Annotated in this window: 20 protein-coding genes; 8 read left to right on the forward strand and 12 right to left on the reverse strand. The window is 37.4% G+C overall.

Annotated features, from left to right (window positions below; translation table 11 throughout):
- Nucleotides 1-25: 25 nt before the first annotated feature.
- The 4 genes from hslU to priA form a co-directional block, all read right to left on the reverse strand.
- Nucleotides 26-1,354: an HslU--HslV peptidase ATPase subunit gene (hslU, locus tag H4J50_RS08665; RefSeq protein WP_108454829.1), complete on the reverse strand. Its 1,329-nt coding sequence runs from the start codon at nucleotides 1,352-1,354 to the stop codon at nucleotides 26-28.
- 23 nt (nucleotides 1,355-1,377) lie between these two features.
- Nucleotides 1,378-1,896: an ATP-dependent protease subunit HslV gene (gene hslV, locus H4J50_RS08670; protein ID WP_085306175.1), complete on the reverse strand. Its 519-nt coding sequence runs from the start codon at nucleotides 1,894-1,896 to the stop codon at nucleotides 1,378-1,380.
- 329 nt (nucleotides 1,897-2,225) lie between these two features.
- Nucleotides 2,226-2,780, reverse strand: a complete 555-nt coding sequence (locus H4J50_RS08675; protein WP_182255742.1) for an SPOR domain-containing protein — start codon at nucleotides 2,778-2,780, stop codon at nucleotides 2,226-2,228.
- A gap of 106 nt (nucleotides 2,781-2,886) precedes the next feature.
- Nucleotides 2,887-5,115 (reverse strand): primosomal protein N', encoded by a 2,229-nt coding sequence (gene priA, locus H4J50_RS08680; RefSeq protein WP_182255743.1) that lies wholly within the window; start codon nucleotides 5,113-5,115, stop codon nucleotides 2,887-2,889.
- Nucleotides 5,116-5,350: 235 nt separating this feature from the next.
- Between priA and rpmE the strand changes: the two genes are divergently transcribed.
- From rpmE to alr, 6 genes are all read left to right on the forward strand, one after another.
- Nucleotides 5,351-5,563 carry a 50S ribosomal protein L31 gene (gene rpmE / locus H4J50_RS08685; protein WP_077286181.1) on the forward strand — a complete coding sequence of 71 codons (213 nt, stop codon included), beginning with the start codon at nucleotides 5,351-5,353 and terminating at the stop codon, nucleotides 5,561-5,563.
- 228 nt (nucleotides 5,564-5,791) lie between these two features.
- Entirely contained in the window at nucleotides 5,792-6,349 is a 558-nt protein-coding gene (locus tag H4J50_RS08690; protein WP_182255745.1) for an RNA polymerase sigma factor, read from the forward strand.
- A complete protein-coding gene (locus H4J50_RS08695; protein WP_259366204.1) occupies nucleotides 6,350-6,874 on the forward strand; it encodes a hypothetical protein in 525 nt (174 codons plus the stop codon).
- A gap of 30 nt (nucleotides 6,875-6,904) precedes the next feature.
- Nucleotides 6,905-7,846 (forward strand): DUF4097 family beta strand repeat-containing protein, encoded by a 942-nt coding sequence (locus H4J50_RS08700; protein ID WP_182255747.1) that lies wholly within the window; start codon nucleotides 6,905-6,907, stop codon nucleotides 7,844-7,846.
- Nucleotides 7,847-8,142: 296 nt separating this feature from the next.
- Entirely contained in the window at nucleotides 8,143-9,561 is a 1,419-nt protein-coding gene (dnaB, locus tag H4J50_RS08705; RefSeq protein ID WP_182255749.1) for a replicative DNA helicase, read from the forward strand.
- A 6-nt stretch (nucleotides 9,562-9,567) separates the two neighbouring features.
- A complete protein-coding gene (gene alr / locus H4J50_RS08710) occupies nucleotides 9,568-10,647 on the forward strand; it encodes an alanine racemase (RefSeq protein ID WP_182255751.1) in 1,080 nt (359 codons plus the stop codon).
- Between the two features lie 259 nt (nucleotides 10,648-10,906).
- Here the strand turns inward: alr and H4J50_RS08715 are convergent, their stop codons facing one another.
- The 7 genes from H4J50_RS08715 to H4J50_RS08745 form a co-directional block, all read right to left on the reverse strand.
- Nucleotides 10,907-11,554: a DsbA family oxidoreductase gene (locus tag H4J50_RS08715; RefSeq protein ID WP_182255753.1), complete on the reverse strand. Its 648-nt coding sequence runs from the start codon at nucleotides 11,552-11,554 to the stop codon at nucleotides 10,907-10,909.
- 195 nt (nucleotides 11,555-11,749) lie between these two features.
- Nucleotides 11,750-12,307 carry a carboxymuconolactone decarboxylase family protein gene (locus H4J50_RS08720; protein WP_182255755.1) on the reverse strand — a complete coding sequence of 186 codons (558 nt, stop codon included), beginning with the start codon at nucleotides 12,305-12,307 and terminating at the stop codon, nucleotides 11,750-11,752.
- Between the two features lie 381 nt (nucleotides 12,308-12,688).
- Nucleotides 12,689-13,330: a TetR/AcrR family transcriptional regulator gene (locus tag H4J50_RS08725; RefSeq protein ID WP_182255757.1), complete on the reverse strand. Its 642-nt coding sequence runs from the start codon at nucleotides 13,328-13,330 to the stop codon at nucleotides 12,689-12,691.
- A 148-nt stretch (nucleotides 13,331-13,478) separates the two neighbouring features.
- Nucleotides 13,479-13,898 carry a secondary thiamine-phosphate synthase enzyme YjbQ gene (locus H4J50_RS08730; RefSeq protein ID WP_182255759.1) on the reverse strand — a complete coding sequence of 140 codons (420 nt, stop codon included), beginning with the start codon at nucleotides 13,896-13,898 and terminating at the stop codon, nucleotides 13,479-13,481.
- Nucleotides 13,899-14,177: 279 nt separating this feature from the next.
- On the reverse strand, nucleotides 14,178-14,642 hold the full coding sequence (locus H4J50_RS08735; protein ID WP_108454838.1) for a chemotaxis protein CheX: 465 nt from the start codon (nucleotides 14,640-14,642) through the stop codon (nucleotides 14,178-14,180).
- 84 nt (nucleotides 14,643-14,726) lie between these two features.
- Nucleotides 14,727-15,221, reverse strand: coding sequence for a DUF6702 family protein (locus H4J50_RS08740; RefSeq protein ID WP_182255761.1), 495 nt, complete (start codon nucleotides 15,219-15,221; stop codon nucleotides 14,727-14,729).
- Nucleotides 15,222-15,223: 2 nt separating this feature from the next.
- Nucleotides 15,224-17,581 (reverse strand): M1 family metallopeptidase, encoded by a 2,358-nt coding sequence (locus tag H4J50_RS08745; RefSeq protein WP_182255763.1) that lies wholly within the window; start codon nucleotides 17,579-17,581, stop codon nucleotides 15,224-15,226.
- Between the two features lie 609 nt (nucleotides 17,582-18,190).
- Here H4J50_RS08745 and H4J50_RS08750 point away from each other — a divergent pair.
- Nucleotides 18,191-18,739 carry a hypothetical protein gene (locus H4J50_RS08750; protein WP_182255764.1) on the forward strand — a complete coding sequence of 183 codons (549 nt, stop codon included), beginning with the start codon at nucleotides 18,191-18,193 and terminating at the stop codon, nucleotides 18,737-18,739.
- A 435-nt stretch (nucleotides 18,740-19,174) separates the two neighbouring features.
- Nucleotides 19,175-20,152 carry a DUF4382 domain-containing protein gene (locus tag H4J50_RS08755; RefSeq protein ID WP_182255766.1) on the forward strand — a complete coding sequence of 326 codons (978 nt, stop codon included), beginning with the start codon at nucleotides 19,175-19,177 and terminating at the stop codon, nucleotides 20,150-20,152.
- A gap of 64 nt (nucleotides 20,153-20,216) precedes the next feature.
- Here H4J50_RS08755 and H4J50_RS08760 read toward each other — a convergent pair whose 3' ends face one another.
- Nucleotides 20,217-20,423, reverse strand: coding sequence for a DUF3892 domain-containing protein (locus H4J50_RS08760; protein WP_182255768.1), 207 nt, complete (start codon nucleotides 20,421-20,423; stop codon nucleotides 20,217-20,219).
- Between the last annotated feature and the right edge of the window lie 754 nt (nucleotides 20,424-21,177).

The raw sequence follows: 21,177 nt of genomic DNA on the forward strand, positions 1-21,177 counted from the left end.
TTTAACTCCTGATACTAACCGCTAATTATAAAATAAAGCGGCTAAGATCTTCATCTTTAATTAAATCAGATAAGATATTAGCAACAAAATCAGCATCGATGAGGATCGTTTCACCTGCACGGTCATTCGCGGTAAACGAAAGCTCTTCTATTAAGCGTTCCATCATAGTATGTAAGCGACGCGCACCAATATTTTCAGTACTTTCGTTTACTTGCCATGCTGCATTCGCAATAGCTTGAATACCATCTTTGCTAAATGAAATATCAACGCCTTCAGTCGCTAACAAGGCAATATATTGCTCGGTCAGTGAAGCGTTAGGTTCGGTTAATATCCTGACAAAATCATCAGTGGTCAACGCTTTTAATTCAACACGAATCGGCAATCGGCCTTGTAGCTCTGGGATCAAGTCAGATGGCTTTGACATTTGAAAGGCGCCTGAAGCAATAAAGAGGATGTGGTCAGTTTTAACCATGCCATGTTTAGTGCTAACGGTAGAGCCTTCAATTAATGGTAGTAAGTCACGTTGCACACCTTCTCTTGAAACATCAGGGCCTGAGCTGTCACCGCGTTTACAAATTTTATCTATTTCATCAATAAATACGATGCCGTTTTGTTCAACTTGATATATCGCTTTTTCTTTGATGTCGTCTTGGTTAACAATTTTTGCGGCTTCTTCTTCTTGTAAAGCCTTAAAAGCGTCTTTGATTTTTAACTTACGCTTTTTTGTTTTTTCACTCGACATGTTTTGGAACATGCTTTGCAACTGCGAGGTCATGTCTTCCATGCCTGGAGGTGCCATGATTTCAACACCCATTTGAGCGGCAGCTAAATCAAGTTCAATTTCTTTATCGTCAAGTTGGCCTTCACGTAATTTTTTACGAAATACTTGGCGAGTAGAGCTATTATCTGGCTGTTCGTCATTACCAAAGCCATCACGTGCTGATGGTAATAAAACATCTAATATACGCTCTTCAGCAGCTTCTTCGGCTAAGTGCTTAACACGCGTCATTTCTTGTTCTTTGGTCATTTTAATAGCCATGTCAGCAAGGTCGCGAATTATCGTTTCAACCTCTTTACCAACATAGCCTACTTCTGTGAACTTAGTCGCTTCAACTTTAATAAAAGGGGCGTTGGCTAACTTGGCTAAACGTCTAGCAATTTCTGTTTTGCCGACACCTGTAGGGCCAATCATCAGAATGTTTTTAGGGGTAACTTCATCGCGCAACTCTTCATTAAGTTGCATTCTACGCCAGCGGTTTCTTAGCGCTATTGCGACGGCACGTTTGGCATCCGCTTGACCAACAATGTGGCTATCGAGTTCGTGAACTATTTCACGTGGTGTCATATTCGACATATTAATTCCTTACAAATTGGCGGTTAAAGTTCATCAATCACGTGTTGCTGATTGGTAAATACACAAATGTCACCGGCAATTTTTAATGATTTTTCAACAATTTCTTTCGCAGAAAGTTCGGTGTTTTCTAGTAGTGCTGTTGCAGCCGATTGTGCAAAGTTACCACCACTACCGATAGCAATAAGATCATGCTCAGGTTGCACTACATCGCCATTACCTGTGATGATCAGCGAGGCTGTTTCATCGGCAACCGCTAACAAAGCTTCAAGTTTGCGCAGTGCACGATCGCTGCGCCAATCTTTTGCAAGCTCAACCGCCGCTTTCGTTAAATGGCCTTGGTGCATTTCTAACTTGCTTTCAAAACGTTCAAATAAAGTAAAGGCATCAGCTGTGCCGCCAGCAAAACCGGCGAGTACTTTGCCATTGTATAAGCGGCGCACTTTACGAGCATTGCCTTTCATTACAGTGTTGCCAAGGGAAACTTGACCATCACCACCTATGGCAACTTTGCCATTACGTCTGACAGAAACAATAGTAGTCACAATTAACCTCTTACATATTGCCAACTGATATAGTCGGCTTGTCTAATGTAGATTAGATAAGGGGTAGCTTGAGCTTTTTCAAGGGAGCAGCGATGATTAATAACCAGCGAGTAGTTTAATCGCTTGTTCGCTAGCCGTTTTAAGTGGCTAGTTAGATGTTAATACGCTGAGTTTTTAAGGTCGCTTGATGAAGGTATATTATAAGATTGATTTGTTGGCATAAATGCCGAATTACACTTGCCTGAATGTATATATTATATTGAGGTATGAGCAGCCAAAGATTATCAGCTGCACAGGAGGTATTCATATTGGTAGATTGTTAAGCTTTATTAATCCCAGCCCCATATTTTACAGCCATGTACTGAGTTATTTTTTAATTTGTGTTTATCTTTTTCTGCTTCACGCTTCTTCGTATAAGGACCTAAGTAAACTTTATACCAGACCGATGAGGTACCCGTGGCTTTACTGACTTGCGCCTCTAAACCTGTAAAAGCGATTTTTGCTTTTAATGATTCAGCTTGTTTACGAGTTCTAAACGAACCACATTGCATTTTATAAGGACCTCTTTGGGTAACTTCATATTCACCCACTTCAACTTGTTTGCTTTTTAGGTCGTCAACGTATGTCCATTTTTCTTCCGGAAGTTCAGGGAGTTCTGCTGCTTTTTTCTTAGCCTTAATGACTTTAGGTTCAATAACGGTTTCAGGTTGTTTGTCTTTAATACTCCACAACATATAGCTAAAGCTAGGTATAGCGATAATGAGAAATGCTGTAATTAATTTCAATTTCGTCGAAAGTCCTTGAGGCGGTTGCTCATTTTTTTTATAAGGATTTTGCTTTTTATTTTTTGCTCGCGAGCGGGAAACGTAATCTTGATGTGCCATGGAAAATAAATACCTGAAGACTTTCGCCAATTCTAACCAACTGGTAAAGAAATAACACCCATTGAGTTGATTAACTTGTAAATAAACTTTTCTCAGACTTATCGAATTACCAACTCAAGTCGACCGGATCGATATCAATTGACCATCTTACTTTTGATTGCCATTCATTATTTGCACTTTGATGAATAAGTTTAAAGACCGCCTGATGCAGTTGTTTTCGTGATTTTGCTTGCAAAATTAAGTGAAAACGAAATTTACCGGCCTTTTTTTCCATTGCTGCAGGAACAGGACCCGCAAACTGACAGCCTTCAAAAGGCATTTCTGTCATGGCGCGTAAAAACTTTTCTGGATAAGAAGGGTAGTTAGCGTCGGCGCGAAATAAAGCTTGAAAACTAAATGGTGGCAATAAGGCTTGTTGGCGCTCTATCAATGCTTGTTTAGCAAAATGTTGATAACCATTGTTGACTAAATCTTGTAATAAAGGATGTTCAGGGAAATTACTTTGCACCATTACTCGACCCGGTTTACTTGCTCTACCGGCTCGTCCTGATACCTGAACAAGTAATTGCGCCATATGCTCCGCTGCGCGAAAGTCATAGCTAAAAAGTGCACCATCAACATCAAGTACCGCTACTAAGGTGACATCTGGAAAATGATGACCTTTCGCTAACATTTGCGTACCAATTAACAGTTGGTGTTCTTTATTACTCACTTCGGTTAAGAGTTTAGCTAATGCGCCTTTTTTACGCGTGCTATCTCGGTCGATTCTTACGGTAGAGTAATCAGGAAAAAGGCTGCTAATTTTTTCTTCTAATTGCTCTGTACCTTGGCCAATCGGTTTAATACGCACGCTTCCACAGCTTGGGCATTGAGGAGGTATACGCTTTTGGCTGCCACAATGATGGCAAATGAGTAATCCTTGCCCTTGATGAAGCGTGTAAGGTTTATTGCAGCGCTGACAATCTGCTACCCAATGGCATTCTTGACAATTAATTGCTGGAGCATAACCGCGACGATTAAGAAAGATTAAGGCTTGCTCGCCACGGGCAAGGGTGTTTTTAATGGCTTGCTTTAAGGTGCCAGAAAGCCCATGTTCCATTTGTTGCTGTGCAACATCGATAAGGGTTATTTTAGCCGTTGATGCATTACCAGCACGCTTGCGCAATTGATGATAATGGTATTTTCCCGTTAAGGCGTTTTGTAGCGATTCAAAACTTGGTGTTGCTGTGCCTAATATAATAGGGATATCAAGTTGTCTGGCTCTTAGTATGGCAATGTCGCGAGCATGATAGCGAAAACTGTCTTGTTGTTTGAATGAGGCGTCGTGCTCTTCATCAACAATAATAAGACCTAGATCATGTAGCGGTGTGAATATAGCTGAACGTGTACCAATTACAATCGCTGCTGTACCGCGCTGAGCTTCTAACCAAGTTTGTAAACGCTCTTTGTCGTTTAACCCCGAGTGATGCAAGCTAATAGGTACATTAAAACGTTGTTCGAAACGGCTTAGGGTTTGTGGTGTAAGCCCTATTTCAGGCACTAAGACTAGCACTTGCTGACTTTTTGCTAATATTTGTTCAATAGCCTGTAAATATACTTCTGTTTTACCACTGCCGGTTATACCGTCGACTAAGTGACAAGAAAACTGCGATTGCATTTCTTTTACGGTAGCAACAATAATGGCTTGCTCGGGGGATAATGCGAGCTTATTTTCTTGTTGTAATGCTTGATCTTGCCACTTAAATTGAGAAACTGTTCGGGTTTTACTGTAAATAAATTGTTTTTTCTCTAAAGCGTTGAGCTGTGCTTTATTAAAGCCAAGCGTTAATAACTCTGACCATGTCATGCCATGGTGTTGCTTAAGCATAGTTAATAATTCAGCTTGTTTGGGTGAGCGTTTAGCTGTGGTTGCTTGCTCTTCATCACTTAAGTCTGATTTTGTTAACCAAATTTGGGGTAATTCAACGTCAGGTTGCTTTATTTGTCTCAACAGTACGGGTAATGCTTGTTGGAATACATCACCAATCGGGTGATGGTAATAGTCGCTACAACGCTGAATAAAATTGAGTAGTGTGGGTGAAAAATTAAAGCTATCACTGACTCTACTCAATACAGACTTTATTTTTTCTGGCGCATATTCTGTGCTTTCATCTATCGACAAAACTATGGCGATCACTTGGCGAGAGCCAAAAGGCACAATTACACGTTCGCCTAATGTGATAGTTTTAGTATTTAATTCGGCAGGTACTTTGTAAGTAAACAACTGGCGCATAGGCACCGGTATTGCAACTTGCACATAAATGTCTGTAGAAGGTATTGCCAAAAATACTGCCATAGTGAAACCAAATGTTGTGCTTATTCTACTGCTAAATGACGCAATGCCAAGCTACAAAATGAAGCTATTTTTGTTTTAATGTAATAATGTTAAAAAGTGCCTACTTTTTTAGCGATTTTTATTGCTATAGCGATAATGATCCTATAACATTCGCCTCCATTATTTTTAACTCGTATGGTGCTTGGCAGCAATAATGACTGATCAAGTGGCGATACGGCCTTAACAGAGGTTTCCCATGAAAGACGGTATTCATCCAAATTATGTAGAGTTCAAGGCAACTTGTTCTTGTGGTAACGTTATTACAACTCGTTCAACTGTAGGTAAAGACTTACATTTAGACGTATGTTCAGAATGTCACCCATTCTACACTGGTAAGCAAAAAGCTGCTGAGACTGGTGGTCGTGTTGATAAATTCAACAAGCGTTTTGGTGCTCTTAGCAAGAAGTAATTCTGCTAATATACCAGATGAAAAAAGCACCTTTGGTGCTTTTTTTTTGCCAAAAATTAAGTTCCTACCTGCTAATAATATGCTCATATTTATGAGTATGATTGTATTTTTAATGCATCACCGCACTTGCTTTTGTTTTTCGTTATTTTATTTTTACTTTTTTTTAAACCCTTTTGCGGCATACTGCATCTAACTTAATAATGATGAAATACGTCGAGAATTTACTTTTTGGATAAGTTGAAAATTATTGATGCCAATGAATGTTTTAGCCCAGATCTGGAGCCGCAATGGATCGCGCAAGCTCAGCAAGGAGATCAGCAAGCATTTCATCATCTCTATAAAAACTACCACCGGCGTATTTATGCGTTGTGCTGGCGTATGCTAGCCGACAAAGACAGCGCTGAAGATGTTTGTCAGGAAGTTTTTGTACAATTGTGGCAAAAAATCAGTAATTTTCGTGGTGAAAGTAAGTTTTCAACTTGGTTACATAGTGTCGCCACAAATATTGTTTTAGGACATATTCGTAAAAATAAAAGCTGGATACAACGTGTTTTTAGTATTGAAGATCAAACTATTGAAGTTGCTACAGTTGAAATGCCAGATTGTTCAAACTTAGATAAAAAAATTCAAACACTACCTGAACGAGCACGGCTGGTTTTTGTTTTATTTGCTATTGAGGGTTATCGTCATGAAGAAATTGCCAATATGTTAGGCATGGCGGTGGGCACAAGTAAAGCCCAATACCATAGAGCTAGAGGCTTATTACGCGAGTCGTTAAGTGAGTAAATGATGAAAGAAACGATGAATGTTAATAAAAATACGGAACAACGCTTACAAGAAGCGATTGCACAGCTTCCCAAAGAAATAACGCCTGAGCGTGATTTATGGTCTGGTATCGACAAAGCAATTAACCAAAAAGTAACCACAACAAATAATCATAGCAAGCGCAAAACCTTTATGCCTGTTGCATGGGCCGCTTCTGTAGTTGCTGCGGTATTGCTCACTTGGGTTACAATAGGCCCTGAGCCTTTGACAAGTATGCCATCGGTAAACTTAGTTGCTGCAATGCAACAAGACTTTGAACAACAAAAACAAAGTATGTTGGTGAGTTTTGGTACACCAGATATTAGGCAGTTGCCGGTGGCAATGCAGGCCGAATTAGTTAAGCTAAGCTCTGCGCAAAAAACGATTAGCAAAGCCTTAGCAGATGATCCTAATAATAGTGATTTATTAAATTTATTACGTTGGACACAGCAGCAAGAGTTAGATTTGCTGACACAATTATATAGCCCCCAGTGGCAAAAAATTTAGTCGTTATTAGACTCGATATAAGAGGTTAACATGAGAAGCTTACGTAATTTTTTACCCCTTTTGCTGTTGATTACGGCAATACCTAGTGTGGCTGGCGAACGTGTCGATGAGTCAATGTTGTTAGGCAATATTACCAATGTCAGTATTGAAAATTTACGCGGTGAAGTAACGGTTATAGGTAACAGTGGCGATACGGTTTCAGTTTCGGGTGAGTTAGACAATAAAGCTGAAGGCTTAACGTTTGAAAAGTCAGGTTCGCGTATCATTATTAAAGTTGAAATACCAAACAACAGTCATAGTGGATGGGGCGTTGAAGGTTCAGATCTTACTATCGTAATGCCTAAACATGTACGTGTTAGCTTTAAAGGCGTATCTTCAAATATTAATATTAGCCACTTTACTCATGGCAGTGAAATACAAACTGTTAGTGGTGATATTAATGCTAAAGATCTTATGCAACAGATCGAGTTAGCAACGGTCAGTGGCAATATCGAAAGTACAAACTTATCAGGAAAATTACGTTTGTCATCGGTAAGTGGCGACATTCATGATCGAAACTCGTCTGGGCGAGCACTTTTTAAAACGGTGAGCGGCAACTTAACCTCAAGTTCTACAGCTAATGAAGTATCGGCTAATTCAGTGTCGGGTGACATTGAATTAAAACTCGCAAAAGTTGATGAATTAATTGTTTCAACGGTGAGCGGAGAATTTGAAAGCCAATTATCATTAAATGAAAATGGCTTGGTGAAAATGTCGAGTGTCAGTGGTGATTTAATGGTCGACTTTAAAAATGAAGTACAAGCGAGTTTTAATTTAAAAACTAATGCCGGGGGAAACATTGTCAACGGTCTAACATCAGCAAAAGCTAGACGCGCTAAATATGGTCCAAGTTCTAAATTGTCTTTTGAAACCGGTAATGCCAGTGGGTCAGTGCGAGCAAGTACCGTGAGTGGTCGTATAGAAGTTAAATAATATCAGCAGCGCCTCATGTTTTGAGGCGTTCACTTACAGTATTTGAATAGCCTAAATTTTACCGGTAAATCCCATTATATTTTAATCAAATTTATTATCTTCCACAGCACTATAAATAACACTTTCAATATCTCGAAAAACTTAATGTATATGAAATAAATCTTTTTGTTTTATCATTTTGCTTAAGGTGAATTTCTGCTACATTAGCTCTCTTTATTTTCGAATAATTTTATTACGCTATTGAAGATTATTTTCTTTCATTAGCTGAGATTATCGCCAAGCATTTAAGGTGTGATATGGCCGATCGCAAGCCAGCCAAGTTTAGTAGAAACAACCAATTTCCTCGAGATAAACAAATTGATGAATTAAAGGTTCCGCCACATTCATTAGAGGCTGAGCAGTCTGTGCTAGGTGGTTTATTATTAGATAATGAAACTTGGGACCGAGTCAGTGAGCGTGTAGTTGCACAAGATTTTTATAGCCGTTCTCATCGCATTACCTTTGAAACTATTGGCCGCTTAATTGAGCTAGGTAATCCTGTCGATTTGATCACCTTATCTGAAGCACTTGAAAACGATCAAAAGCTTGATGATGCCGGTGGCTTTATGTATCTCGCTGAAATGATGAAAAACACGCCCAGTGCCGCCAATATTACTGCCTATGCAGATATTGTACGTGAGCGTGCCGTTACGCGTGAAATGATCAGTGTTGCGAATGAAGTAGCTGAAGCAGGTTATGATCCGCAAGGGCGCACCAGTGCAGACTTACTCGACTTCGCTGAAACCAAGATTTTTGCTATTGCTGAACAACGAGCAAATAAATCTGAAGGTCCAGAGAACATCAGTTCGGTATTGGAAAAAACAGTTGATCGTATTGAAAAACTTTGTGCATCACCCACTAACGGTGTTACTGGTGTTTCAAGCGGCTTTACTGATCTCGATAAAATGACTGCTGGCTTCCAAAAATCAGATTTAATTATTGTTGCAGGTCGTCCATCGATGGGTAAAACAACCTTCGCGATGAACTTGGCAGAAAATGCGGCAATGACAGAAGATAAACCCGCGCTAATTTTTAGTTTAGAGATGCCGTCAGAACAGTTGATGATGAGAATGCTTGCCTCACTGGGTCGCATTGATCAAACTAAAATTCGTACCGGGCAATTAGAAGATGAAGATTGGGCACGTTTATCGTCAACTATGGGCTTATTAATCGAAAAAGGTAAAATGTTTATCGATGACGCTGCAGGTTTGACACCAACAGATGTGCGCTCAAGAGCAAGACGTATTGCTCGAGATCATGGAGGTATCAGCTTAATTATGATTGATTACCTTCAACTGATGCGTGCACCACAGTTTTCCGATAACAGAACGCTAGAAATCGCTGAAATATCTCGATCATTAAAAGCCTTAGCTAAAGAATTACAAGTGCCGGTTGTCGCTCTATCGCAACTTAACCGTGGCTTGGAGCAACGTGCAGATAAACGACCTATTAACTCAGATTTACGTGAGTCAGGTTCCATTGAGCAAGATGCCGATTTAATCATGTTTATTTACCGTGACGAGGTTTATCACGACGATTCTGAATACAAAGGTATGGCTGAAATTATTATAGGTAAGCAACGTAATGGTCCTATAGGTCGTGTACCACTTACTTTCCAAGGGCAGTTCTCACGTTTCGACAATTATGCTGGCCCGCATGTACTGGATGAAGACTAAGTACTAATGGCATTACACACAGCAACCGCGGTAATTAATTTAGCGGCTTTAAGCAATAATTACCGCCTTATTCAATCGTTATCTCCCCATGCAAAAGTGCTAGCAGTTTTAAAAGCTAATGGTTACGGGCATGGCTTAGAGCGAATTGCTAATGCGTTACCTCATGCTGATGCTTTTGGTGTCGCTCGCATTGATGAAGCGCTTGCCTTGAGAGAGGCGGGAATAGTTAAACCTATTGTTTTGCTTGAAGGTTTTTTTTCTGAAGAAAATATAAACACCTTAGCCGCTAATAATTTACAAACTATAGTACATAACGAACAGCAACTTGCTGCAATTGTTAACGCTAATTTAACTACCCCGTTAAAAGTTTGGTTGAAAATTGATACTGGTATGCACAGGTTAGGTATTAATCCTGAGCAGCTACCGGCATTTTATCAAGCATTAACGCAATCAAAAAATGTTCAACAACCCATAGTATTAATGAGCCACTTAGGTTGTGCTGATGATAAAGATAACCCTGCTACTCAGCAACAAGTTTGCTTATTTGATGAGTTAACGTCAGCACTGCCATCAGAAAAAAGTATGGCTAACTCTGCCGGTGTTCTACTTTGGCCAGAAAGTCATTATCAATGGATCAGACCTGGCTTATTACTGTATGGCGTTTCGCCATTATCTGCAGATAATGTTATTGAAGGTATTGAACCTGTGATGACTTTGCAATCAAGCTTGATATCTGTTCGCCAATTAGCGGCAGGAGAAGCTGTAGGTTATGGCGGTACTTGGACAAGTGAAAAAAGCACAACCATAGGTGTCGTTGCCATTGGCTATGGAGATGGTTATCCACGTCATGCAACTAATGGTACGCCTGTGCTTATTAATAATCGTCGCGTACCGTTAATTGGTCGAGTATCAATGGATATGATCTCAGTAGATTTAGGCTCACAAAGCCAAGACAAAGTAGGTGATATTGCAACGTTATGGGGCAAAGATTTACCCGTGGAAGAAGTTGCAGCATTTGCGACAACTATCCCTTATGAACTTTTATGTAATATTACTCGTCGGGTACTTGTTCAGTTAGCTGAGTAGTCATTATTAATAAGATTAAAGGGAGTTTACTAAAGTTATTTCTAAACACTAGGTTCAAAATAAACAAAATAAACAAAATAAACAAAATAAACAAAATAAACAAAATAAACAAAATAAACAAAATAAACAAAATAAACAAAATAAGCAAAAGAGAAAAAATGAAACATTGATCGTTATTAAAACGTTATCAATGTTTCACTTTACGCTTTATCAATGTTATTTACTTGTATTCTTTAAAGCTCATAACATAAATGAATCATCATGAATTTTCTAAGTGTTCCGCTAAAATTTGTTTAAATGCTTCAACTGGTTGGGCACCTGCAAGGGCACTCTTTCGGTTAAAAACCACGGTTGGAACTGAAGAAACACCGAGTTTTTGCCAATAAGACTCTTGCTCAATAACAGCTTCTATTGCTTTACTGCTTTGTAAATGCGCCATTGCTTCTTCCACATTTAGCCCTACAGTCGCTATTTCTTTGGCTAGAACATCTCGTTTTGAAATGTCTTTTTTCTCAGTAAAAAAAGCAGAAAATAAACGCATTTTTAATTCGGTTTGCTTACCTTGCTTTTTTGCATATTCAAGTAATATATGAGCATCGCGCGTATTAATGATTTTCATACCTTCGAAGTAGTGAAAGTCAAAATCAACGGTTTTACCATGCGCTGTCATTTCGGTTCTAAATTTAGCGCTACTTTCTGGGGTAGAGCCATATTTACGTGCAGAATGTGCACCTAACTCTTCGCCTTCTGACGGCATATCGGGATTTAGCTCAAAGGGTTGCCATTCAATTTCTACCTTACCTTCTAGCCCTAATTCTGAAATTGCTTTAGTTAAATTGCCGTAACCGATAACACACCACGGACATACGACATCTGAAACGATATCTATTTTGATTTTATTGCTCATAGTATTTCTCTTCAATAGTTATGTTTGATGTTAAAAACGGATATTAGAACCTGACGTTATCATGATGGCTTTTCTAGCGACCATTGTTCTAATAGCATTACTTGAATGTATGTCGTAAGTATTTAACATTAAAATGGAGATATGAAAATGACCAAAGCATGAAATCAAGCTTTGGTCGTTCAAACTATGCTTAAATTACTTAGATACTTTTTCCCAAGCAAATTTACTAAATGGTTTATCAACAACGGTATTAGCAATGTGGTTTGTGTAGTTGCTGATCACTTTTTGAGATAAGCCTAAAAGAATTTCCAATACTTGTTGCTCGCCATAACCCGCTGCGTAAAAGTTTGCTAATTCGTCAGCAGAAATGTGACCACGGTTACGGACAATAATTAATGTTGTATCAAGTAAAGCTTGTAGTTTTGCGGTTGGCATAGGTTTTTCATCACGTAATGCTTGAATCAAATCCGCATCTACACTCATTGAGTGTGCAATCGCTGTATGAGCAGGAACACAGTAGTTACAGCCATGTTCAACATTAATGCCTTGCCATACTACGGTAAGCTCTTCTGCGTCAAATGAAGTGTTAAGGAAAAGCTCATGCAATATTTGATATGCATCTAATGTATTAGGTGCGCTAGCTAATACGCCATGTAAGTTCGGTAACATGCCATATGCGCCAACAGACTTTTCTAAAAGTGCTTTACTTGCTTCTGGTGCTGATTCGATTGTGTGTGTAGTTAATGTAGTCATGTCAAAGTACCTTAATAATATGTCTTTCAAAAGTATCTATTGAGATATTTTTGAAGATAATATATCTATAGTTTAAAGAAAATAACCAGTAAATTTTTTTATACCGGTCGGTAATTAATTGTTATTGTACCGATCGGTATATTTAAGTCAACAGTTATTTTGAAAAATATTTGTGTAAATATTTTACAATGCGCTGATACGATTATTTTAGTTGTGTAAAGACAGGCTTGAAAGTTAGCCTGTCTTTATGAAGGGCTATATGTTTTTTCGAAGGGCGGATAAAACGAGTTGATATCTATTAAGTCTAAATAAACATTGTTAAAAAAAGCCAAGCTTAAGGTAGTAAAAAATAAAATAACTTTATTAACAAAAGCTTATAAGTCAGGATTGCAATTTAATTGCTGTTGCTTCGATATCAGTATTACTAATAAACACACCAGCTAAAATAGTATCAATAACGAATGAAAGATCGGTAGATGCTACTTTAGAGCGAGCCATAGCAGCACAGCCTTTTAATGCGGTGTATAAACTTAATGCGTTACCTTCGGCATTTACATTTAAGCCTAGTGATATCGATTCTTTATCTGTAGTAAATAAATCGGTAAATAAAGCGTTTGGCGCAGTTTCAATATCAATAAGTAACTTTTTGGCTTCATCGGGAATATCGCCACCAGCAATTTCTGATTGGCACAATACAAGATAACAACCTTTAGGCTGTTCAGTACTACATTGCATACCGACTATCGACATCATATAGTTTTTTAAACGGATTTTTAATGGCGTGTCGGGCGTAAACAAAGCATCTAGATGTACCTTCATATTATGATCAATATAATGTTGAGTCGCTTTTATAAATAAAGCTTCTTTATTGCCAAACGTGCTGTACATACTAGGTTTGTTGATATTCATGCTTTTCGTTAAATCGGCCAAAGACGCACCGACAAAACCTTTAGCCCAGAAAACCTCCATTGCAGCTTGCAATGCTGTTTGCTCATCAAACTTTCGTTTACGTCCACTTACCACAATTATCACCATTAATTATATTTATCAGTTATATTGTACCTAATGGTATAGATAAGTTCAATCGTTCAAAAAATATTAGTGAATGAGAAAATAGACCGCAGTTTAAAAATGTGTGATGTAAACAAAGGCATTCGTTATATCACAACATTTATTCACCATTTACAGTAATGACTAACGTTCTCGAACCACCATAATCTCTATGCTCACCAAGGTAAATTCCCTGCCAAATACCTAGGTTCATTCTGCCGTTTTTTAAGGGAATAGTAATATTACTACCTAACGTACTTGCCTTAATATGGGCTGGCATATCATCTGAACCTTCATAGGTATGACGATAGTAGGGAGCATTTTCAGGGACAAATTGATTAAAGTGTCGCTCCATATCATCACGTACAGTCGGATCGGCATTCTCATTAATGGTAAGCGATGCTGATGAGTGTTTAATGAAAAGGTGTAATAAGCCAAAATGAACAGGTGGAAATTTAGCTAGTGCCAGTTCAATGTCTTCAGTGATCAAATGGAAACCACGAGGGAAAGGTTTTAATGTTAACTCGACTTGTTGCCACATAGGTTATTTTACTCTTTTGTTGTAGACGCAAATATTCTTTCACATCCATGTGATCATGACATACCGTTCATCCTGAACATCGTCATTCTTTCACATCCATGTGACTATGACATACCGTTCATCCTGAACATCGTCATTCTTTCACATCCATGTGACCATGACATACCGTTCATCCTGAACATCGTCATTCTTTCACATCCATGTGACCATGACATACCGTTCATCCTGAACATAAAAAAGCCCCGTATTAACGAGGCTGGTTTTCGGGATTAAATATAACTATTTATCAAAACTAAATTCGATATAGGCATTACCAAATTCTGAAGTGAGCGGAATGATAACGATTGGACCGTCAGCCATGTGATGAATAGAGTGACCAGGCCCTGAAACTACCATAGGCGTTGCCATATCAAATTCTATACCTTTTTCACTCAGCATACGCTTGGCACCACCGGTAACCATATTGGTGATTTCACCAACGAGGTCAGTAATTTCTTCATTTATTTCATCTGGCCCTTCACCGACCATTTTTTTCATGGTAGCAAGTGCTAACTTACCCTCGAAGGTAATAGATAAAGAACCTTTGGTTTGTTGACTTACCATACCAATTAATCCTGAAACATCGCCTTTAGCTATTTCATTTTTTTTCAAGCGAGGTTTCTCAGGAATGAGTTCCATTTGTGCCATGGTTGTCATCACGTTCAGCATCGAAGAAAGGAAGGGGTTAATAAACTCTGCATTCATGAATTTTTTTCCAAAGACTCAATTTAAAAGGGTAAGGTTATTTTGCGCATTCTAGAGCAAAATAAAAATCTGGTTGTATTAATTTTAAGGTTTTATTTCATTAATAATAACTGATCTTTTGAAAGTTAGGCTACCTTTTATCTGCTTATCCTTGAAATTAACTGTATTCACCTGTTTTGGGTAATGCTCAGTCAATAAACGATTAGTTATTTTAAGGCCTGTTAAAGCATGAGAAAACTCAGCTTCTTGATAAATAGATATATTACCTTTACTCACCTCAAGCCCAATCCAATTTAATGCTATGGCTTGGTCTTGATAATGCAATTGAAAATGCGCTTCTACGTATTGGCGAATAAACTTCTCATAATCAGGATGAGCAACAGAGAAGTGTATTTGATTCGTTTCAGCTATAGCGTTGTCGATATCATGAGCCGTTATTTGGTGAATAACTTCAATTGATTGAGTACGTTCATTTAACGATAAATCGGAAATACTAAAAAAGTAACGGTGGGCAACCGCATTAGCAGCTAACCCACACAATAGCAAAACCAAAAGGCGTTTAGCTAGACTTAACAACATGTTTACTGTTCAGCCTCATTATCTTCTTCTGCACTTTTGCTATCATTAGTACTTTTCAATTCAACATTGTAATCGCGCATCATGTCATCTTTCTTGCGTTTGTATAAATCAAAGCGAGATTTAATTGGGCGTGCAGGCCAGTAATTATTACTAACATCTACATCAGCGGTTTCCCAGTTAGGATCAATAGCGATACCGGTTAATTCTTTTTCACGCACAAATAATTTAGAGACTAACTTACTATTACGACGCCAAATTTCAGCAGGTAAAGTTACTCGCTCAGTGGTATTGTCAGCATAAGTTAGCTCTAAAATAACGGGCATCACAAGTCCGCCTTTATTTTCAAAATCAACAATGTAGAAGTTTCTTTCGTCAATAAGTAGGTCTTTTTGCCATTGCTCTAATTTTGCATGGCTTTTGTTATATTTATTACGCGCTGCGTTTGTAGCTGTAAACTTATCATGCTCATTGTAAAAGTCTAACAACTCAGGTTTATCGTCAGTTCTAACCCACTTGCCTTTATTTTGAACTTTACTAATAAAGTCAGGCTTTTCGTTATCTAATGCACGTTCCCAAGCTTCTTCCGTATCAGGGTTTTGGCTATTTGGACGATATAAGTGAATATTACCTAAGGCAATATCAACATGATCTGTAGTGTAGAACCAACCACGCCAGAACCAATCTAAATCAACACCCGAGGCATCTTCCATAGTACGGAAAAAATCTGCAGGAGTAGGGCGTTTAAACTTCCAGCGTTGCGCGTATTCTTTAAAAGCAAAATCAAACAACTCTCGGCCCATAACAGTTTCACGTAAAATGTTTAATGCTGTTGCTGGCTTACCGTATGCATTGTTACCAAATTGCAAAATTGATTCAGAATTCGTCATGATAGGAACTTGGTTGTCACTTTTCATGTAGCTGGTAATATTTGCAGCATCACCGCGACGAGATGGGTAACCTTCTTCCCATGCTTGTTCAGCAACAAATTGTAGAAAAGTATTTAAACCTTCATCCATCCAAGTCCACTGACGTTCGTCCGAGTTCACAATCATTGGGAAATAGTTGTGTCCCACTTCATGAATAATTACGCCAATAAGTCCGTATTTAGTTCTGCGAGAATAGGTTTTTTCACCCGTTTCTTTATCTAATGTCGGGCGCGGGCCGTTGAAAGTGATCATCGGATATTCCATGCCACCAACAGGGCCATTTACCGAGATAGAAACAGGGTAAGGATAAGCAAAGGTATATTTATTATATTGCTCCATGGTGTGGATAATTGACTCAGTAGAGTATTTTTCCCATAACGGGTTACCTTCATTTGGGTAGAAAGACATCGCCATTGTGTCGGTTTTTCCACCTTTGTAACCTTGTGCATCCCAAATAAATTTACGGCTTGAGGCAAAAGCAAAATCTCGTACGTTTTTCGCTTCAAATTCCCAAGTCTTAGTATTAGTAGAACGCGATTTTTCGTTTTCTAAAGCTTCTTCAGGTGTAATAACGAGTACTGGCTTATCGGCATCTTTAGCTTTTGCTAAACGATTACGTTGAGTTTTTGTTAAAACATCTTTTGGGTTTTGTAACACACCTGTTGCTGCTACGACGTGATCAGCGGGAACCGTAATGCTAACGTCATAGTCACCAAACTCTAAGGTGAATTCGCCGCTACCAATAAACTGCTTGTTCTGCCAACCCATGACATCGTAGTAAGCTGCAGCACGAGGAAACCAACTCGCTATTTCGTAAAGGTAATTATCGTCTTCTTTGAAATACTCGTAACCTGAACGGCCACCTAAGACTTTTTGTTCATGTAATTGGTAGTTCCAATTAATATTTAGCTCTACGCTATCACCTGATTTGAGCGCTTTTGGTAAATCAATGCGCATCATAGTGCCATTGATAACATAACTTAACGCTTTGCCGTTTGAACCAGCTACTTTAGTAATGTCATAACCGCCCTGGAATTCGTCTGTTTCAATAACATTGCGTAAACCGGTATAAGTGATTTTTTTCTCTGGTGCTGTGCGTGTTGTTTTTGCACCTGCATTATCAGCTAATTTATTTTGGTCTAACTGTAACCACAAATAACGTAAAGTATCAGGGGAGTTGTTTGTATAATCAATTGTTTCACTGCCTGATAACGTTTGTTTCTCGTCATCTAGGGTAATATCAATTTTATAATCCACCTCTTGTTGCCAATATTGATGGCCAGGTGCACCAGACGCTGTGCGATAAGTATTTGGCGTTGGTAAGTTTTCTTCTAGCTGACGAAATTTATCGTCACTAATGCTGCTTTTGGCTACCGCAATACCACTAACAGCAATGCATAAACAAAGTAAGGCTGTGTTGATTGAATATTTCATGTGCTTCCTGAAGGAGTTAAACTAAGTGAATTTTTAATATTATCGGTACTTTATAACATTTTTTTAACGAATAGGTCAGGTTACTGAAATGTAATATGCGTTCAATTGTAGAATAAACACGCTGAGTTGTTGTTGTGTTAAAATACACCGTTGAATAAATCTGTTTTAGTGGTAATCCTTGATTAGATTTAAGGTACTTTGACGAGTATTAACAGTTAAATAAATTATGGTAAACGAGCATTTATAACTGAACCTAAAATCAACTTATTAAGCCTTGCATTAACAACCTTTGGCTTCTTTAATAATAATATTTGCAGCATAGCTTTTGATAAAGTTGTTTAGTATTTTTTTGCAACCCCTGAGATTTGTGAACAAGCTATTCCTTTGTCGTAAGGGCCAAAATAAACCACTTCTTTTGATCTAATGCTTTAATTTTCTCAATATCGATGACAAATAATAATATAAATATCAATAATTCCACCTTATAATGAAGTAACTAACGAAGATGGTTTACTGATTGTTTTTACAGCATTAAAATAGTCGAAACCCTCAGTATCCAATCAATATATTTATACTAAATTGATTATTTAGTTATAAAAAAGGACTTTTATGCTTTCAAAATTTTTTAAATCAACCCTAGTTTTTAATCGAGCTCAAAATCAAGCGCCTAACTTTTTTCTAGTTTACTTTTTAATCGCCCTTGTTTGGCACAATAACTTTTTTATGAGCTTAGTTGTCGCCGATGGTAGTTTAAGTGATAAATTCACTAGCGCATTAACGGAACACTCATTTCAATATGGTGTGGTTTTATGCTTAACGTTATTGTTTTATATTTTAAGATTATCGTTTTTGTATTTCGTTAACAAAACTGATGAATTTATTGAAGCTGATGAACCTATTGAAACCAAAATAGGTAGTGATCAAGTCTTTACTGAGAATAAAGATGTAGTGCGTTTATTAGCATTGCTAGATGAAACTAAAGCTGAATTGGCCAAAGTAAAAGTTAGAGAAGTTACGGCTCAAAAAGATAAAACTGCGACAATAAGTAAGATGTTGGCTGCTCAAGCTGAGTTAGATATTGCGCTGGCTGATATAACCATTTTAAGTAAATCTAATGAGGAGCTAAGGTCTAAGCTATCAGAATGTAAGGTAACTTAGCCAGTAGTCTAAACAGCCGAATAACTTGCTATTATTTCTTTTATTTAGGGCCCCTAAAGCCTTTATAATTAGTGAATACTCCTGTTGTACTAATCTACAGCTGCATTTGCTTTACACTTAAAGGTTTTTTACTACTTTGTACCTTTAAGTAGGTATCTCCCGCACTAAACAGTGACAGATGTGCATCACCCTTCAATATATCGTACTCAATTAAATGTTATGCTTAACCTTGTTGGCTTAAGCTCTCTTACTATAGAAACTTTAAGTTCAATTGATAAATTGCTTAATAGCAATCGTGACGCAACAATAACTGTGTCATTTTTCTTAGAAAAGTCTATCAATAATGAAACGTAATATTCATATTTGTTTGATTTCACTAAAGAATAAGAAGCTGAAAGATTCAGTTGCTATAACCTTAATTCATTAGGAAAAATTATGTTAAATAAAACACACCTTGCCACCTTCACTTTATCTGCTCTATTAATTACTGCCTGTGGCGGCTCAAGCGATAAAGCTCCAGTAGAAAATATCACACCATTACCTAGCTTTTCTTTATCGGTAAGTGACGCGCCAGTAGATGATCTTTCTGAAGTCGTTGTATGTTTCAACCAAATAGAACTTAAAGGTAATGGTGCAGATACCGTTTTCATTGTAGGTAATGAAGAAGGAATGATTGCAGTCAATGATCTATGTTTAGATAATAGCGGTGATGTTATTCCTAATACGGTAGGTCTTGATTTATTACAATATAAAGGTAGTGATTCAATTGCTTTAGTCGATGGTATCAGCATTGAAGCAGGTGATTATACACAGTTACGTTTAATCATGAGTGATGGTTCTTACGGCATTGATGCACAAACGAGTGATAAAATCAGTGTAAGTGTACCTTCAAATGAACTCAAATTAGATGGTTTCACTGCAACGTTAGGTGGAACGGTAGACTTCACGTTAGAATTTGACTTAAATAAAGGAATGACGAATCCTGTTGGTCAAGCTGGTTATTTTCTTAAGCCACGCGGTGTTAGATTAGTTAATAACAATGAAGCGGGTCATATTAATGGAACTGTATCAGAAACGTTATTAATTGAAAATCAATGTACGCCACTTTCTGATTCAACTGCAAATGTTGCAAGTGTCTATATATATGAAGGTGCGGATTTGGTTATTGATACCTTAGAAGATAACGGTGGAGATGAAACTGGAAACTTACCTTATGCAAGTACCGCAGTGACTTTTGATAGCGAACAAACAAGCTATAACTTTGAAATAGGTTTTATTACTATAGGTGATTACACCGTTGCTGTTAGTTGTGATACTGAGGATGATCCAGAGGTTAACGAAGAAGTAAACTTCATCATTTCACAAAATGTTACCGTAATTGCAGATAATACTCCTGTTCAAGTCAACTTTTAAAAAGAGTATCTTTTTAATTTAATGCTCTTGCTTTATTGCAAGAGCATCCTCAATTCATCAAGCCCTAATTGTTGATATTATCAGGTTTGTCTTGGTTTTTGTTGTTACGCGCATATTCAACACCGTTACGTAGATAGATATGAGTGTCAGGGTGTAAGCCTTGTTTAATTTCACTAACTAACTTAGGTCGGGAAACTACACCTCGCCCTTTTATAGTGTATGAATTATTACGATTATTACCATTTCCATTAATACTAGAGCCTTTAGCCATAATATTTTTCCTTATAATTAAGTTTTGTAAAAGGGGGCTAATAATTAGCCCCAAAATTTTCACTAATATTTAGTATTTCGTATTAGGGTAGTTTCGAGTGTGTTCGCACACATACTCAAGAAGACCGTTTCGTCTTCTTGTATAGCTCGAAACATTAACTAAATCATCAGATAAAAAACTCATGATAATTTCCTTATGTTAAAAGATTGAACATAAAGAAGTTTTTAAAAATGGTGGATTTTGCGGATAATAATCATTGATAAAAAGGCTTATCAATTATAATCTACTCAGGTACCGTTCAAGTACACCTGATTTAGTCACCAGATTTTAAACTTCTGCTTGCACTGAATTCAAGTTCTCTGTTTTTCAGATGTGGAGTCTGAAAATTCAGAGAGCTTACTCACTTCCTTTTGATATACAGCTAATTCCTTAAACAGTTAACAACTACATGTAGTGTAGGGTTCTGCAAGAAACTAATCACAAGATAGTGAGGTTTGCATTACATTGCAAGTGGTATAAATTATCGTTTTTAGGTTGATTTTTTTAGAATAAAAGTTCTGTTAGTAACAACTAACTTAGCAGTGTGTCTTAATTTTACTTTTCTAAAACTACAATGATAATTTCTTTATTTTTTTTTACTCTAAATTATTTTGATTTATTTTTATGTATTTATATAACTAAAAGGCATATGTAGTTGGATAATTTATACTATTCATTGATTTATTTAAGTTAAATTTAAATATATTATTTTTTT

It is taken from the genome of Colwellia sp. 6M3 (assembly GCF_014077595.1).
Lineage (GTDB): Bacteria > Pseudomonadota > Gammaproteobacteria > Enterobacterales > Alteromonadaceae > Cognaticolwellia.

Coding starts and splice junctions, on each gene's coding strand:
- hslU (WP_108454829.1), bottom strand. CDS start 1,354: ATGTCGAATATGACACCACGTGAAATAGTTCACGAACTCGATAGCCAC.
- H4J50_RS08675 (WP_182255742.1), bottom strand. CDS start 2,780: ATGGCACATCAAGATTACGTTTCCCGCTCGCGAGCAAAAAATAAAAAG.
- priA (WP_182255743.1), bottom strand. CDS start 5,115: ATGGCAGTATTTTTGGCAATACCTTCTACAGACATTTATGTGCAAGTT.
- rpmE (WP_077286181.1), top strand. CDS start 5,351: ATGAAAGACGGTATTCATCCAAATTATGTAGAGTTCAAGGCAACTTGT.
- H4J50_RS08695 (WP_259366204.1), top strand. CDS start 6,350: ATGATGAAAGAAACGATGAATGTTAATAAAAATACGGAACAACGCTTA.
- H4J50_RS08700 (WP_182255747.1), top strand. CDS start 6,905: ATGAGAAGCTTACGTAATTTTTTACCCCTTTTGCTGTTGATTACGGCA.
- dnaB (WP_182255749.1), top strand. CDS start 8,143: ATGGCCGATCGCAAGCCAGCCAAGTTTAGTAGAAACAACCAATTTCCT.
- alr (WP_182255751.1), top strand. CDS start 9,568: ATGGCATTACACACAGCAACCGCGGTAATTAATTTAGCGGCTTTAAGC.
- H4J50_RS08715 (WP_182255753.1), bottom strand. CDS start 11,554: ATGAGCAATAAAATCAAAATAGATATCGTTTCAGATGTCGTATGTCCG.
- H4J50_RS08720 (WP_182255755.1), bottom strand. CDS start 12,307: ATGACTACATTAACTACACACACAATCGAATCAGCACCAGAAGCAAGT.
- H4J50_RS08730 (WP_182255759.1), bottom strand. CDS start 13,898: ATGTGGCAACAAGTCGAGTTAACATTAAAACCTTTCCCTCGTGGTTTC.
- H4J50_RS08735 (WP_108454838.1), bottom strand. CDS start 14,642: ATGAATGCAGAGTTTATTAACCCCTTCCTTTCTTCGATGCTGAACGTG.
- H4J50_RS08740 (WP_182255761.1), bottom strand. CDS start 15,221: ATGTTGTTAAGTCTAGCTAAACGCCTTTTGGTTTTGCTATTGTGTGGG.
- H4J50_RS08745 (WP_182255763.1), bottom strand. CDS start 17,581: ATGAAATATTCAATCAACACAGCCTTACTTTGTTTATGCATTGCTGTT.
- H4J50_RS08750 (WP_182255764.1), top strand. CDS start 18,191: ATGCTTTCAAAATTTTTTAAATCAACCCTAGTTTTTAATCGAGCTCAA.
- H4J50_RS08755 (WP_182255766.1), top strand. CDS start 19,175: ATGTTAAATAAAACACACCTTGCCACCTTCACTTTATCTGCTCTATTA.
- H4J50_RS08760 (WP_182255768.1), bottom strand. CDS start 20,423: ATGGCTAAAGGCTCTAGTATTAATGGAAATGGTAATAATCGTAATAAT.